Source organism: Burkholderia sp. BCC0397, from assembly GCF_902832865.1.
Lineage (GTDB): Bacteria > Pseudomonadota > Gammaproteobacteria > Burkholderiales > Burkholderiaceae > Burkholderia.
Genome location: NZ_CADFDL010000001.1, coordinates 48,212 through 62,385, shown reverse-complemented (window position 1 = coordinate 62,385; position 14,174 = coordinate 48,212). Strand labels below are relative to the sequence as shown.

Genomic DNA, 14,174 nt, shown 5'->3' with positions numbered 1-14,174 from the left:
ATAAATATCGATCCACGTCGAAAACCCGGCATTTCAAAAACGCGGGCCGCACAACCGCTGGCCCGTGTTCGTCGTGCAACCCCGCTTACACGCGCCGCAACGGCCGGAACCCCGCCCGCACTTCACGCGCAAACAGTTCCGGCTCCTCCCATGCCGCGAAGTGTCCGCCCTTGTCGACTTCGTTGAAGTAGATCAGGTTGTGATAACTGCGCTCGGCCCAACTGCGCGGCGCCTGGTAGATCTCGCCCGGAAACACGGTAATCGCCGCCGGCAGCGAGATATCCACTGCGTTGAAGTTGTTCGAGTGATCCTCCCAGTAGATCTGCGCGGCCGACGTCGCTGTGTTCGTCAGCCAGTACAACGAAATGTCGTCGAGGATCTCGTCGCGCGGAATCGAGCGCTCGGGCACGCCGCCGCTGTACGTCCACTGCGAGATTTTGTCGTACATCCACGCAGCCTGCCCGGACGGCGAATCCGCAAGCGCATAGCCGACCGTCTGCGGCCGCGTGACCATCATCGCCGAGTAGCCGCAGTTGTCGCGATAGAACGTCGCGAGCTTCTCGTACGCGGCCTTCTCCTTCGGCGACAGCGAAGCCGGCGCGGGCGCATCGGTCGCGAGCAGCGTCGCGATATCCGGCGGCACCGTCGCCGGCATGTTCACGTGAATCCCGGCCAGGCCCTGCACGCGCTGCATCGCCATTCGATGCGAGATCACCGAGCCGCAGTCGCCGCCCTGCGACACGAAGCGCGTATAGCCGAGCCGCGCCATCAGTTCGCCCCACGCTCGCGCGATGTGGTCGGAACCCCAGCCGGTCTTCGTCGGCCGGCCCGAGAAACCGAAGCCCGGCAGCGACGGCACGACGACGTGGAATGCATCGTCCGCGCTCGCGCCGTGCGCGGTCGGATCGGTCAGCGGGCCGATCGCCTTCAGCAGCTCGAAGATCGAACCGGGCCAGCCGTGCGTCATGATCATCGGCATTGCGTTCTCGTGCCGCGACCGCACGTGAATGAAATGAATGTCGAGCCCGTCGATTTCGGTGATGAACATCGGGAAACCGTTCAGGCGCGCCTCGCCCTTGCGCCAGTCGTAGTCGGTGCCCCAGTAGCCCAGCAGCGCCTGCATGCGCGCGAGCCGCACGCCCTGCGATTCGTCGGCGACGGTCTCGCGGCCCGGCCAGCGCGTCGCGGCAATGCGGCGGCGCAGGTCGGCCACGGCTTCATCGGGAATATGCGCGGTGAACGGGCGTATGCCGCTCGCGCCGGTGGCGGCATGCAGCCCGGTGGGCAGCATCGCCGAGACCCCGGCGGCCACGGAAGTGGCCAGTAGGTGGCGACGCATTGGGGAAAACGGTGTGGAAGACATCGTTCGGCATCTCCTTTCGTGAAGTGGAAAGTGAACATGCCGCACGCGGGATCGCGCCCAGGCTTTCAATCCGGCGCGCCCTCGTCACGCGGCGTCGCCCATTTGAAAGGTCTGATGTATCGCGAATTTGTCTGATTTGTACGCGTTTGTAGCTGCTGCGCGGCGAGCGAACACGCTTGCGCGGCCGCTCGCCCGTGTGACGCTCAGAGCGCCTTCACGATCGCGCCATCGACGCGAATGTTCTGCCCGGTGATGTAGCCCGCGCCGTCCGACAGCAGGAACGCGACCGTCTTCGCGATCTCGCCGGTCTTGCCGAAGCGGCCGGCCGGAATGCGTGCGACGATCTCCGGCGTTTCCGGCCAGCTGTCGATGAAGCCCGGCAGCACCGCGTTCATCCGGATGTTCTCGGCCGCATAGCGTTCCGCGTACAGGCGTGTCCATGCGCTCAGCGCCGCGCGCAACGCCGACGACACGGGCATCGGCTGCTCGGGCGCGTCCGCCGCGAAGCTCGAGATGTTCACTACCGTGCCGCCGCCCTGCTTCTGGAAGATCGGCGTCACGCGGCGCATCACGCGCACCACGTTCAGCAGGATCAGGTCGAGCCCCGCGTGCCAGTTGTCGTCGGTGATCGCCAGCAGCTCGCCCTTCGGCGGATGGCCGGTATTGTTCACGACCGCGTCGATCCGGCCGTAGCGCGCGACTGTTTCCTGCACGAGCTTGTCGATATCGGCTTCTTCCGTCACCGAGCCCTTGATGCCGAAGCCGCCCAATTCCTCGCCGAGCGCCACCGCGCTGCCCGACGGCGACATCAGCGCGACGCGATAGCCCGTCGCCGCCAGTTCGCGCGCGATCGCCGCGCCCATGCCCTTGCCCGCCGCCGTGATCAACACCACTTTTTCTACAGTCACGATCCGCTCCTCGCTCCGATTCTGCCGCCGCGCAGCCGCCATTCGGCGCGCCATGGTGGTAATGTAGGCGCATCGATTCCGACTGTCGAACCAGTATTTCTGCCGCCAGCCGATAGTTTTTCTACAGCCTGACGATGCCGCCACGCCCTTCCCGCCTGCCGCCGCTGAATGCGCTTCGTGCGTTCGAAGTATCCGCGCGGCACCTCAATTTCCGCGCCGCCGCCGACGAGATCGGCGTCACGCAGGGCGCCGTCGCGCAGCAGGTGCGCCACCTCGAAGACGTGCTCGGCCTGAAGCTGTTCGAGCGCCTGCCGCGCGGCCTCGCGCTCACGCACGACGGCGCCGCGTATTTCTCCGACGTGCAGCGCGCACTGCACGCGATCGCCGACGCGACCGACAAGCTCGTGAAACGGCGCGCGGCGCTGACGATCAGCACGACGCCGTCGTTCGCATCGAAGTGGCTGATCCCGCGGCTCGCGCAGTTCACCGATGCGCACCCCGACTACGACGTGCGCGTGATCGCCGACCCGCACATCGCGACGTTCCGCCACGACGGCGTCGATCTCGCGATCCGCTACGGCAAGCCGCCGTTCGGCAAGCATCTCGCCACCCACGCGCTGTTCCCGCTCGACGTGTATGCGGTGTGCAGCCCTTCGGTGCTGACCGCGCCGGCTTCGCCGCGTGCGCTCGCTGGCCAGGTGCTGCTGCACGACGCGCACGACCTGTGGCCCGAGTTCCTCGCTGCGATGCCCGAACCGGTCGACATCGATCCGCACAAGGGGCTGCGCTTCAACCAGACGTCGCTCGCGATCGATGCGGCCGTCGCCGGCCAGGGCATCGCGCTCGCGACCGAGCCGCTCGTCGAGCGCGACATCGCCGCCGGACGGCTGTGCAAGCCGTTCGACTTCGCGTTTCCGCTGTCGATGGGGTTTTATCTCGTGTATCCGGCCGAGCGCCGCGACGACGATGCGATCGTGGTGATGCGCGAGTGGATGATCCGGGCCGCGTCGGACGGGCGACCTTGAATGGCGTGAGCGCGCTTGGCCAGCGTCAGGGCGCGATCCAGCGGGCTTCGTAGCCGCTTTCGGTCAGATCGAATACCGCTCGACGATGGCCGGCGCGCGCGAGTTCGAGCCAGTCGATGCGCGCGACCGTCATGCGGATCAGGCAGAAGTTTTCGTAGCCGTCGGCGGGGGGTGCAGCGCTGTCGATATGCGCGGCTTCAGGCGACGCGACCGGCGTGCCGGGCGGCAACGGCGCGCGATACAGCAGCAGCGTATGCGGACGGCTCGATGCCCAGATCGCCCGCCGTTGCGCTTCGTCTTCGCAGATCGACGCAACGCCTTCCGCGCGAATCTGCACGAGCGCGTCGAGATCGTTGGCGACGATCGAGATACGCGGATCGCGACGCAACTCCGCAACCTTCGCCGAACGTGCATCGGTATGAAACGACAGCACGCGCTCGGTGCGATTCACCTGGCGCAACACGATCGTCCGAACCTTCGGCGCGCCATCGAGGCCGAGCGTCGCCGCCTGCAACATCGTGAACGGCGAGCGCTGCACGCTGACGCCGGATTCGAGGCCGGACCACAGGCGGTCGTAGGTTTGCGCGAGCGATTCGGAGGTCGAGTCGGACATGAGGCGGCGGCGATCGTCGGTGTTTCGATCGAGCAAGCTTAACCGTTTGTGTCGGCGACGGCTCGCATGCGATGCGCCGCCGCCCGTGCGCCGCTCAGTTGTAGCCGAGCACGACCGGCGCCGCATCGTCGGCATCGGTCGCCGGCTCCGCGCCGAAGCGACCGAGCACGTCGGCCACATACTGCGGCCCGGCGCTGATCTGCGACGAGCGATGCTTCGCCGGCCGCTTGTCGCCGGCGCTCGACGCTGCGCCCATCGATGCCATTTCGTTGACGGTGATCGTCATGTCGATGTCTCCTCACGCGGCCCGCGCCGCCCCATACGCGCGCACGAGGCGCGCGACGCCTTCCCGGATCGCATCGACGTCCGGCGCGGCGAACGACAGGCGCAGCGACGCTGCGTCGACGTTGTCCGCGAAGAACGCCTTGCCGGGCACGAACACGATCTTGTTGGCGATCGCCTGTTGCAGCAGCACGTCCGACGGCACCGCGCCGATTCGCGCCCACACGAACATCCCGCCTTCGGGACGATGGAATTCGATTGCATCGCCGAACCCGTCGCGCAGTGCGTCGCACATCGCGTCGCATTTGCGCCGGTACGCGGCCGTGATGCGCGGCAGATGGCGTTCGAGCGCACCGTCCGCCAGATATTCGGCAGCGGTGGCCTGCGTCCACGGCGCGCTGCACAGATCGACCGTCTGCTTCGCGATCACGCAGCGCCGCGCGATTTCGGCCGGCGCGATCGTCCAGCCCACGCGCAACCCCGGCGCGACGATCTTCGACAGGCTCGCGAAATGCACGAGCCAGTCGCGTGCACCGTCCACTTCGCCGGCCAGCGCGAGTATCGACGGCACGGCTTCGCCCGCGAAACGCAGGTCGCCGTACGGATCGTCCTCGACGATCAGGAAACGGTATTGCACCGCGAGACGCAGCAGCTTCAGCCGGCGTTCACGCGTGAGCGTCGCGCCCGTCGGGTTCGCGAAAGTCGGGACCGTGTAGAGCAGCTTCGGCTGCGCGATCGCGCCGGACGCGAGTTGTTCGCCGAGACGATCGACGTCGAGCCCTTCGCCATCGACGGGGATCGTCACGATGCGCGCCTGTTGCAAACGCATCGCCTGCAGCGTGGCCGGGTACGCCGGTTGTTCGGTCAGCACGACGTCGCCGGGCGACACCATCACGCGCAGCAGCAGGTCGAGACCTTGCTGCGAACCGGTCGTGACGAGCAGTTCGGCCGGCGTGCACGCGACGCCGCGACGCGCCATCAGCGCGATCAGTTGCTGCTTCAGTTCGGCGAGGCCGTCGGTCGGGCCGTATTGCAGGCAGCGGACGGGCTGCGCGTACGCGCGTTCGGCGGCCGCATTCAGGCCGTCGACGTCGAACAGGTCGCTGGCCGGATAACCACCCGCGAAGGAAATCATGCCCGGTTCGGACAGGTACTTGAACAACTCGCGGATCGGCGAGCCGGCAGGATTTTGGAATGAGGGCGTGAACGCGTACATGTCGTCGTGAGCGGGTGGGCGCGGACGGCCGGGATAGCCGTCGAGTGCCGGCCGCCAAGGCGCTTCTGGCGCCGCGGCGGTGAATTCGAGCCACGATTGTCGATAGTCATTAAGAGCTCGGCAAACGATATCTATGCACTAGGTCTTGCGGTTTGGTCATTACGTTGCGGTTGGGGCGGGTGTTGGCGGTGCGTGGGGGATGCGGGGTTCGGGGGCGGTTTGTCGAACGGGCGTTTGTTCGGGCGTTTGTTCGGGTGGTTGTTTCGCCGGATGAGGCTCGGCCTCACGGGCCTTGCGGCAGTGACAGTTGTTGAAGGTCGCTATAGGTCTGAGTCGCGGCATTCGGCCAACGGCCGGGGAGGTATCGCCCTAGCGGTCAGCCACTTTCTGTAAACGCCTGCATTCCACTCACTAGAGCCGTATCAAACAGCCCTAGCAGGCGTTATAGCGGCGACGGTCCCCGGTCAAGATCGAGTGGTACGGCTGCTCCCGCAACGCCAACTGCCTATAGCCCGGCGTGATCGTGATCGAGCGGTCGACGTGGCTGACTCTGAAGTACACGCGCTCGCCCGGCTTGAATCCGAAGATCTTGAAATTGATATCGATTGTCTTGATCCAGGGCAGTTACGGCCAGCCACGCTTGGGAGGATCCAGGTAGTTGCGCAGGACCAGCTCAAACGTCTCTTTCATGTTGACCGGTTTGTTCTTCCTGCGACGTGACTTACTATTGGCCTCAGCCATTCTCAACTCCTCGTATGAGTTGGTGGTGGTCAGAGGCCGTATGGGTTGCCGCCCATGCGGTCCGCGCTTCTTTGTTGCCTCGGGTTTCCCCTTCCTTCTCCCTTTCGCAGTGTCTTGTTGGGCAAGAAGCTTTTCGGCCATCGGTGCGGAGGGGCCTGGGTTCAACTACCGACGGTGAGAAGCGTGGCTTCATGACGAGTGTAGTCGCACCGCATCTCAGAAATGGAAATTTACGGGGCCGGCGGCCGAAGGGTATAGGAATATCGCAAAGGCGGCGCTCCATCGTCGCCAAATACATCAAACTAGACACTTCTTGCTCGGGCCGTATACGATGCATCTGTCGCTAGATCAGTAAAAAATTACGAAAACCGGGGGAAGACATGGGTGTAGTCGTGACAGTAATGAACATGAAAGGTGGCGTAGGCAAGACGACCGCCTCAATGCATCTCGGGGCAACAGCCGCAGCTGTGCGTTTTGGCAATCCCGAAACAAAGCCGCGCAAAGTATTACTGATAGACTACGATCCTCAATTCAATTTATCCCAAGCCCTGCTTTTCCCAAAAACCTACTTCGAATTAGAGCAGAAAAATAAAACAATCCTATCAGTCCTTGTTGACGATGACATCAACCTAAACCCGTATCATTTACAGGTACCAGGGAACGAAACCCCACCAAAACTTGAAGATGTAAGAACCAGAGTTCTCACATTTCAGAATGGGTCAAAGCTGGACCTAGTTCCATCAACCCTTGACCTAATGTATGTTGCATTAGGTCAAGCCAATAGCAGCATCAAACCCATAGAAGAACGATTCTCAAAATTTATATCAGAGTGCCGAAAAGAGTATGATCTTATAATTATAGATTGCCATCCAGCCGGATCGGTTTTCACAAAAACATCACTCAGAAACTCAGACCACGTCTTGATTCCAGTGGTACCGCAACGTTACGCAGTTCGCGGGATCGGATTAATGATGACTTTTATCGAAGCCAAAAAGCAAGGAGCAAACGGACCAAAACCTCACATCCTCTTCAATTTAACAGGCAGAACAGGGATTTCAAACGAAGAGCAGCAAATAAGGTCAGACAAAAAATATTCTGAATACTGCCTGAATAATACACCAAAACGCTACGGAGCATTCAATGAACTAGATGGCGGAAATGGATTCGTCTGGAGTAACAAGAAACCATACAGCTCACAAGCATGGCACAATCTCTACAGCGTAACAAAAGAATTCCTGTCTCGAGTTGAGGTAATAAAATGAAAAATGAAGCCAATCGCCAAGAAATCATGAGACGCATGATTGGCGCATTACTTGCATCCGGATTATCCTCTCGAGATCTGTATTTGATCTCCGAAAATATCACCAGAGATCAGGATTTTTCATATGATCTCGGCCGCCTACTAAAAGATCACCTAGATATTATTGGAACGACCTCTCCACATAAAACATCGGCGACGGCGCCGAAAGATCCCAGCTGGCTTATATCAGCCCTGGAAGCAGTAAATCGGCGCGGACTCTCAAAAAAGGAGCTCATCTCAATAATTCAGAAGCAAACGCCTCTTAACGCTTCGGCCGCAACACTAAATCGCCTCTCGGCAAAAGAAATTCTACTCCGCGCATTCGAGAATTCTAGCAGCGCAAAAATCAGCTCACTATTAAATAACCTAAGCGAAAAGATAGAACCCGACATGTATCTAAAAGGCATCGAACAACGATAAATGGAGATATGAAAATTGACCAAGGAGCTCTCAGACGCGCTAAAATCGGTTGACTGGAATGGAAACGTATCCGCATTCTTGACAAACGACGCCACCATCAAGCAAATAGATAATGCCTGCTATCGCTTAGCAATTTGGTCAAAGCAACTTGAGAATGTCGACCGCGGAAATCCAGCACTTACCTTTGTGCGAGCAATGCAAATATCTGCACATCATGCTGTCGCGACGGCCAGCCTAGCAATCTACAAGGCAGCCGCAAGTTCCATACGTAGCATTGTCGAAAATGCCCTTTACTATACGTATTTTCGATCACACCACGCAGAGCTCTCATCCCTGATACGCGAAGACAGCTACCACATTTCAAAATCAGAGATTTTGGCATATCATAAGATTCACACTCCGAGCTTTCGGGATTTGCAAGAAAAATTTGGATTATTAACTCGCATCGAAAAATGGTACAGCTCAATATCAGCAATTGTTCATGGTCAGGTCCCCGGCATTTGGATCGAACACGCGACCCTTGCTGAGACGAAGCCAAGCCCAGCGACATTAAAGTCATTTTTAGAAAAATTTTGCGATGCAGAGAAAATAGTACATGACCTTTTTCTGCTAACTATCGGGACGGAACATTGGGATGACTTCTCCCCCACAGCAAAAAAGCTACTCGTGACTGGTATGTCCGGAGAACATAAGACGATGATGAAATTAGATAGGCACTGATCCTTTTTCATTTCAAAACCCCTCGATCACAAAACACAAGTCATCCAAATCAAGCAATCTGATTGACGCACCAAATACCTCCCTATCGACACGGTGGCCCTAACGAACTACACGGCATTCCTATCCACGACCCGAAACTCTTAAAAGCACGTGTCGAGTCGCGAGATAAAGGTCAAGACTTTCATAAGTCCTCCCGCAATTAGATCACCCACGCCCGCCAGCGAGCACTCTCAGGGCACATACGTCCTCACATAGTGCGGCAACCGTGGTACCGTATGTTTCTTCGAAAGACTAATGCACACGATTCCGATGTGTAGCACGACGCGACCAAGGGGAGTGGCAGCGGACGTATGGACCCGCAGAAGCAGAAAGAGGAGTTCAACTATGCCTATGTGTGCGCTCTCGCCGCACACGCAGGGCTGAATCGCACCTCTTCATCCGTTGACGACGACAGTATTGATGTTGCTTTCAAAAGCAAGGGATACCATGGACACCTCGTCCGCAGTCCTCAAATCGAGTTTCAGCTCAAGTGCACTTCTCAGAACCTTGTGGATCTAGACGGCGAAGTGATCAGGTTCCCGCTCCCTCGCAAGAATTACGACGACCTCCGAGGCGCAGACTTCGCCTCCCCACGCTATCTTGCGGTGCTCCTTGTACCCGAAGACGTTGAACACTGGATCGGGCACAACGATGAACATATCGAGCTTCACAAAAACTGCTACTGGCTATCGCTGCGTGACTACGAGCCAACCGACAATACGAACACGGTGACTGTCTCAATCCCGTTGCATCAGCGGCTGACGACTGGCACTCTAAAGGCGATGATGGACCGTGCTAGCGATGGGGAGTGGCTATGACTAACTCTGATCGCCGCCGCGACCTTCAGGTGTCCACTGATCAGCTGAGGGCATACCTGGAACACAAGCAGTGGTTCGAAGACGGGAAAATTCGCAACGTAGCAACAATCTGGCACCGACAGGACAATGAAGACGCCGAGGTCATCCTGCCGCTCGCGTACATCAAGGACTATTGGCAGCGAATGGGCGACGCCCTCGCATCGATAGCGTCCTTTGAGGGACGCGCGATTTCTGACGTCTTAAGCGAAGTCAGACGCCTGCTCGCAAACGTCATCACTATTCGCGTAGTACATGACGATACAAACGATGGAACAATCCCGATCAACGACGGCGTCCTCCTGATCGCCAAGGCTAAGGACCTTTTGTCTGCGGCAGCACAGTCACTATATGCGAAGCGAAAGCAATTCACCCGAGGTGCTCCAAAAGAGGCAAAGGAATACCTTGAGACACTGTTGCTTGGACAAACTGAGGTTGGCAGCTACGTCGTCAACGTTATCGCTCCAGTAGAGGCGGGTGCCGTTGGACCAGAGATGACTGCAACGATGCCACTCGCACAAGCAATCACATCGAACCTCGTCACCAGCCTCAGCGCTCTAGAAAATGCGACTGTCACCTACGAAGAGAATGGTGATCTGGGCTCATTTGATGCGGCTATTCTCGCAGGTGTAAGTTCCAACATGTGCGACGCGCTGCTCGGCTTTAGCGGTGAAAAGCGCAACCGGACTTTTGAGGTCACAGTGACGGCGGCGCCAAGCCCACTGTTCGAATCTAGGCCGGCAAAGTTTGTTTTCGATGACAAGCACGTTGAAGTGTTGGAAAAAGCAACGAGCTACTACAAGGGCGACTACGTCCTTTCCAATCGCAGACTGACTGGATATATCACAAAGCTGAGCAGACCGAAGGACGAAACGTCGGGCACGGTCACTATCGACTCAACCGTTGGTGACGTCGAACGAAAGGTGCAAGTAGAACTAGCGGGCGACGATTATCATCAGGCCGTCGTGGCTCACGATAACTCAAAGATGGTTCGCGTTGATGGTGACGTACACATCAAGAGCAAATCTGCTCAGTTGTTGAACCCGAAGAACTTTGGCGTCATCGAAATCTGGGACCTTCTCTAGGTCAGCACCAATATGCGTGCACCTGTGAACCTCATTCAGCACCTGCTTTTCCGCCATTGAGTGTTCATACCGGAATACCGCGCGATTTGGATCCCGGTATTCAATCCGAAAATACTCCATATGAAACGAACGATCACTTTCTGACCCGGTGCCGACGAACGAGAGGCGGCCTCGGCCGCCCCGCAACAACCAATCAATCAGCCTGCCACACCCCGATTCGCTTCAATCACAGTCAAAGCAGCCATATTCACGATCCGCCGCACGGTCGCGCTGGAAGTAAGAATGTTCACGGGAGCATTCACGCCCAACAGGAAAGGCCCCACCGCCACGTTACTCCCCGCCTCGGTCTTGAGCAGGTTGTACGCGATGTTACCGGCGTCGACATTCGGACAAACCAGCAAATTCGCCGCCCCCTTCAACGGCGACATCGGCAGCAGCTTCGCCCGCAGCCCTTCATCGAGCGCACAGTCGCCATGCATCTCGCCGTCCGCCTCGATATCCGGCGCCTGTTCCCGCACGATCTCCAGCGCCCGGCGCATCTTCACGCCTGAAGCCGCACTCCCCGACCCGAAATTCGACCGCGACAGCAGCGCGACTTTCGGCGTCAAGTTGAGCCATTCCATCTGCCGTGCCGCCGCGATCGTGAATTCCGCGATCTGCTCCGCATCCGGGTTGTCGTTCACGTGCGTATCCACCAGCGCGACCGTCCGCTGATCGAGCAACAGGATGTTCATCGCCGCGTAGGTCGACGCACCGGGCTTCTTGCCGATCACTTCGTCCACGAACCGCAGGTGATTGTGATACTCGCCCACCGTCCCGCAAATCATCCCGTCCGCGTCGCCGAGCTGTACCATCATCGCGCCGATCAGCGTCAGGCGGCGGCGCATTTCCACGCGCGCCATTTCCTTCGAAATACCGTCGCGGCAGCGCAGTTCCCAATACTTCGTCCAGTACTGCGGGAAACGCTCGTCATATTCCGGATTGGTCACTTCGACGTCCTGACCAAGTCGCAAACGCAGGCCGAACCGCTCGATGCGCGCAAGCAGCACCTCCGGACGCCCGACCAGAATCGGCCGCGCAAGCTTCTCGTCGACGATCACCTGCACCGCACGCAGCACACGCTCGTCCTCGCCTTCGGTGAACACGATCCGCGCCTTGCCGCCGTCACGCACGAGCTGGCGCGCGGTTGCGAACAGCGGCTTCATGAATGCGCCCGAGTGATAGACGAATTGCTGCAACTGCTCGACGTACGCATCGAGATTCGCGAGCGGGCGCGTCGCCACGCCGCCTTCCATCGCCGCCTTCGCCACGGCCGGCGCGATCCGCACGATCAGGCGCGGGTCGAACGGCTTCGGAATCAGGTATTGCGCGCCGAACGACACGTCGTACGCACCGTAGGCCGCCGCGACGACTTCGTTCTGCTCTTCCTCGGCCAGCCCCGCGATCGCGTGCACCGCGGCGATCTCCATCTCACGCGTGATCGTCGTCGCGCCCACGTCCAGCGCGCCCCGGAAAATGTACGGGAAGCACAGCACGTTGTTGACCTGGTTCGGGTAGTCCGAGCGGCCCGTCGCGATCACGACATCGTCGCGCGTCTCGTGCGCCAGTTCCGGGAAAATTTCCGGCGTCGGGTTGGCCAGCGCGAGAATCAGCGGACGCGCCGCCATTTCCTTCAGCATTTCCGCCGTAAGGATGCCGCCGACCGACAGCCCCAGGAACACATCCGCGCCGCCGATCACTTCGGCGAGCTTGCGCGCATCGGTTTCCTGCGCGAAACGCGACTTGGCCGGGTCCATCAGCGTGGTACGGCCGCGATAGACGACGCCTTCGATATCGGTCACCCAGACGTTTTCCACCGGCAGCCCGAGGTCGACCAGCAGGTCCAGGCACGCCAGCGCGGCCGCACCGGCGCCCGACGTCACGACCTTCACCTCCTTGATGGACTTCCCGACGACCTTCAGCCCGTTGATGAACGCGGCGGAAACGGTAATGGCCGTGCCGTGCTGATCGTCGTGGAAGACGGGAATCTTCATGCGTTCGCGCAGCTTCTGCTCGACGGTGAAGCATTCCGGCGCCTTGATGTCCTCGAGGTTGATGCCGCCGAACGTGGGTTCGAGGCCGGCAATGATGTCGACCAGCTTGTCCGGGTCGGTCTCGTTGATCTCGATATCGAACACGTCGATCCCGGCGAACTTCTTGAACAGGACGGCCTTGCCCTCCATCACCGGCTTCGACGCGAGCGGGCCGATGTTGCCGAGGCCGAGCACCGCGGTGCCGTTCGTGATCACGCCCACGAGGTTGCCGCGGCTCGTGAAGCGGTGCGCCTGCAGCGGATCGGCGGCGATCGACTCGCACACGCTCGCCACGCCGGGCGTATAGGCCAGCGCCAGATCGCGCTGGGTCACCAGCGGCTTGCTCGCCACGACCGAGATTTTCCCGGGGGTCGGAAACTCGTGATAGTCGAACGCGGCCTGCTGCTGTGTCTCTGTTTGTTTCATGTTTGGGTCCCGGCGTGGGCGCCAGGCCAGTCCCGGCGCGATCCATGAAGGGGATTCTAGGGATCCACCATAACGTGATGATTCTGTTTTAATATCGGTCCATCACTTTTTCCTGATTAATGCATGACCAGTCAATGAATTTCGATGCAAACGACGTGGTCAGGCGGCTCGGCGCGCGTCTGAAGATCCGGCATCTGGTGCTGTTGCTGCAGATCCAGCAGCACGGGTCGCTGACGCGTGTCGCCGAGCACATGGCGAGCAGCCAGCCGGCCGTGACGAACGCGCTGTCCGAGCTGGAGAGCATGTTCGGCACGCCGCTGTTCGAGCGCTCGTCGCGCGGCATGCGGCCCACCGCGCTCGGCGCGGTCGTGCTCGAACGGGCGAAGGCGATGATCAAGGATCTGGACCACCTCGCCCGCGAGATGGAGGCCGTCGCCGCCGGGCATGCGGCCCATCTGCACATCGGCGTGATTCCGTTCATCTCCGGCCAGATGCTGTCGGCCGCGCTGAAGCGGCTGCAAGCGCGCATGGAGCGGCGCCTGACCGTGACGATTCACGAAGGCACCAGCGACCAGTTGCTGCTGCAACTCCGGGATCACAGCGTCGACATCGTGATCGGGCGCGCGTCGTCGGCGATCGATCTGGGGCAGGTTTCGTTTGAAGTGCTGTACCAGCAGCAGCCACGCATGATCGCGAGCCGGCGTCTTGCCGCCAAGCTCGCCCGCACGCCGCTGGACTGGCACAAGTTGCACGCGCTCGACTGGATTCTCGGCGCGCCGCATACGCCGATGCGCGAACAGGTGACCGACCTGTTCCTGTCGGCCGGCATCGCACCGCCCGTGCCGATCGTCGAAAGCTACTCGTCGAAGCTGATCGGCGAAATGATCGCGTCGAGCGACGAGGCCGTGTCGATCGTGCCGGCCGATATCGCGGAAGAACTGGTGCGGATCGCCGGCGTGGCGATCGTGCCTTATTCGCTGGTGTGGACGTTGCCGCCGATTGCGCTGTTCACGCGCTCCGCCGATTCGCAGTCGCCCGCGCGCGATCTGCTCGTCGACGCGCTACGCGAGGTGTGCAAGGAGACTTACGGGGACGCGCAGCGATAAGGCG

The 14,174-nt window shown here is 60.1% G+C and carries 13 protein-coding genes; 7 read left to right on the top strand and 6 right to left on the bottom strand.

Annotation, left to right across the window (positions count from 1 at the left end; genetic code table 11):
- Positions 1-85 precede the first annotated feature (85 nt).
- Positions 86-1,363 (bottom strand): epoxide hydrolase, encoded by a 1,278-nt coding sequence (locus tag HWX03_RS00285; RefSeq protein WP_175869829.1) that lies wholly within the window; start codon positions 1,361-1,363, stop codon positions 86-88.
- Between the two features lie 203 nt (positions 1,364-1,566).
- A complete protein-coding gene (locus tag HWX03_RS00280; protein WP_175869828.1) occupies positions 1,567-2,271 on the bottom strand; it encodes an SDR family oxidoreductase in 705 nt (234 codons plus the stop codon).
- 134 nt (positions 2,272-2,405) lie between these two features.
- Between HWX03_RS00280 and gcvA the strand changes: the two genes are divergently transcribed.
- Positions 2,406-3,296 carry a transcriptional regulator GcvA gene (gene gcvA / locus HWX03_RS00275; RefSeq protein ID WP_175869827.1) on the top strand — a complete coding sequence of 297 codons (891 nt, stop codon included), beginning with the start codon at positions 2,406-2,408 and terminating at the stop codon, positions 3,294-3,296.
- Between the two features lie 25 nt (positions 3,297-3,321).
- On the opposite strand, the gene HWX03_RS00270 is transcribed toward gcvA, so the two are convergent.
- The 3 genes from HWX03_RS00270 to HWX03_RS00260 all read right to left on the bottom strand — a co-directional run bounded on the left by HWX03_RS00270 (position 3,322) and on the right by HWX03_RS00260 (position 5,407).
- A complete protein-coding gene (locus HWX03_RS00270; protein WP_175869826.1) occupies positions 3,322-3,909 on the bottom strand; it encodes a pyridoxamine 5'-phosphate oxidase family protein in 588 nt (195 codons plus the stop codon).
- 94 nt (positions 3,910-4,003) lie between these two features.
- Positions 4,004-4,195 (bottom strand): hypothetical protein, encoded by a 192-nt coding sequence (locus tag HWX03_RS00265; RefSeq protein ID WP_175869825.1) that lies wholly within the window; start codon positions 4,193-4,195, stop codon positions 4,004-4,006.
- 12 nt (positions 4,196-4,207) lie between these two features.
- Complete coding sequence (locus HWX03_RS00260) at positions 4,208-5,407, bottom strand: PLP-dependent aminotransferase family protein (protein WP_175869824.1); 1,200 nt, start codon at positions 5,405-5,407, stop codon at positions 4,208-4,210.
- Between the two features lie 1,121 nt (positions 5,408-6,528).
- Between HWX03_RS00260 and HWX03_RS00255 the strand changes: the two genes are divergently transcribed.
- The 5 genes from HWX03_RS00255 (at position 6,529) to HWX03_RS00235 (ending at position 10,566) form a co-directional block, all read left to right on the top strand.
- Complete coding sequence (locus HWX03_RS00255; protein ID WP_175869823.1) at positions 6,529-7,410, top strand: ParA family protein; 882 nt, start codon at positions 6,529-6,531, stop codon at positions 7,408-7,410.
- A complete protein-coding gene (locus HWX03_RS00250; protein ID WP_175869822.1) occupies positions 7,407-7,868 on the top strand; it encodes a hypothetical protein in 462 nt (153 codons plus the stop codon). The genes HWX03_RS00255 and HWX03_RS00250 overlap by 4 nt, the downstream gene beginning before the upstream one ends.
- Before the next feature lie 15 nt (positions 7,869-7,883).
- Entirely contained in the window at positions 7,884-8,588 is a 705-nt protein-coding gene (locus tag HWX03_RS00245) for a hypothetical protein (RefSeq protein ID WP_175869821.1), read from the top strand.
- A 350-nt stretch (positions 8,589-8,938) separates the two neighbouring features.
- Positions 8,939-9,445 carry a DUF4365 domain-containing protein gene (locus HWX03_RS00240; RefSeq protein ID WP_175869820.1) on the top strand — a complete coding sequence of 169 codons (507 nt, stop codon included), beginning with the start codon at positions 8,939-8,941 and terminating at the stop codon, positions 9,443-9,445.
- Positions 9,442-10,566: a hypothetical protein gene (locus HWX03_RS00235; protein ID WP_175869819.1), complete on the top strand. Its 1,125-nt coding sequence runs from the start codon at positions 9,442-9,444 to the stop codon at positions 10,564-10,566. Before HWX03_RS00240 ends, HWX03_RS00235 begins: the two co-directional genes overlap by 4 nt.
- A gap of 197 nt (positions 10,567-10,763) precedes the next feature.
- Here HWX03_RS00235 and HWX03_RS00230 read toward each other — a convergent pair whose 3' ends face one another.
- On the bottom strand, positions 10,764-13,064 hold the full coding sequence (locus HWX03_RS00230; RefSeq protein WP_175869818.1) for an NADP-dependent malic enzyme: 2,301 nt from the start codon (positions 13,062-13,064) through the stop codon (positions 10,764-10,766).
- A 134-nt stretch (positions 13,065-13,198) separates the two neighbouring features.
- On the opposite strand from HWX03_RS00230, the gene HWX03_RS00225 reads away from it, so the two are divergent.
- On the top strand, positions 13,199-14,170 hold the full coding sequence (locus HWX03_RS00225) for a LysR substrate-binding domain-containing protein (RefSeq protein WP_174387290.1): 972 nt from the start codon (positions 13,199-13,201) through the stop codon (positions 14,168-14,170).
- The last annotated feature ends 4 nt before the right edge of the window (positions 14,171-14,174 follow it).

What these genes read in the sequence shown, in the direction of transcription:
- HWX03_RS00285 (WP_175869829.1), bottom strand. Translation starts at nt 1,363, where the DNA reads ATGTCTTCCACACCGTTTTCCCCAATGCGTCGCCACCTACTGGCCACT.
- gcvA (WP_175869827.1), top strand. Translation starts at nt 2,406, where the DNA reads ATGCCGCCACGCCCTTCCCGCCTGCCGCCGCTGAATGCGCTTCGTGCG.
- HWX03_RS00270 (WP_175869826.1), bottom strand. Translation starts at nt 3,909, where the DNA reads ATGTCCGACTCGACCTCCGAATCGCTCGCGCAAACCTACGACCGCCTG.
- HWX03_RS00265 (WP_175869825.1), bottom strand. Translation starts at nt 4,195, where the DNA reads ATGACGATCACCGTCAACGAAATGGCATCGATGGGCGCAGCGTCGAGC.
- HWX03_RS00260 (WP_175869824.1), bottom strand. Translation starts at nt 5,407, where the DNA reads ATGTACGCGTTCACGCCCTCATTCCAAAATCCTGCCGGCTCGCCGATC.
- HWX03_RS00255 (WP_175869823.1), top strand. Translation starts at nt 6,529, where the DNA reads ATGGGTGTAGTCGTGACAGTAATGAACATGAAAGGTGGCGTAGGCAAG.
- HWX03_RS00250 (WP_175869822.1), top strand. Translation starts at nt 7,407, where the DNA reads ATGAAAAATGAAGCCAATCGCCAAGAAATCATGAGACGCATGATTGGC.
- HWX03_RS00240 (WP_175869820.1), top strand. Translation starts at nt 8,939, where the DNA reads ATGGACCCGCAGAAGCAGAAAGAGGAGTTCAACTATGCCTATGTGTGC.
- HWX03_RS00235 (WP_175869819.1), top strand. Translation starts at nt 9,442, where the DNA reads ATGACTAACTCTGATCGCCGCCGCGACCTTCAGGTGTCCACTGATCAG.
- HWX03_RS00230 (WP_175869818.1), bottom strand. Translation starts at nt 13,064, where the DNA reads ATGAAACAAACAGAGACACAGCAGCAGGCCGCGTTCGACTATCACGAG.
- HWX03_RS00225 (WP_174387290.1), top strand. Translation starts at nt 13,199, where the DNA reads ATGAATTTCGATGCAAACGACGTGGTCAGGCGGCTCGGCGCGCGTCTG.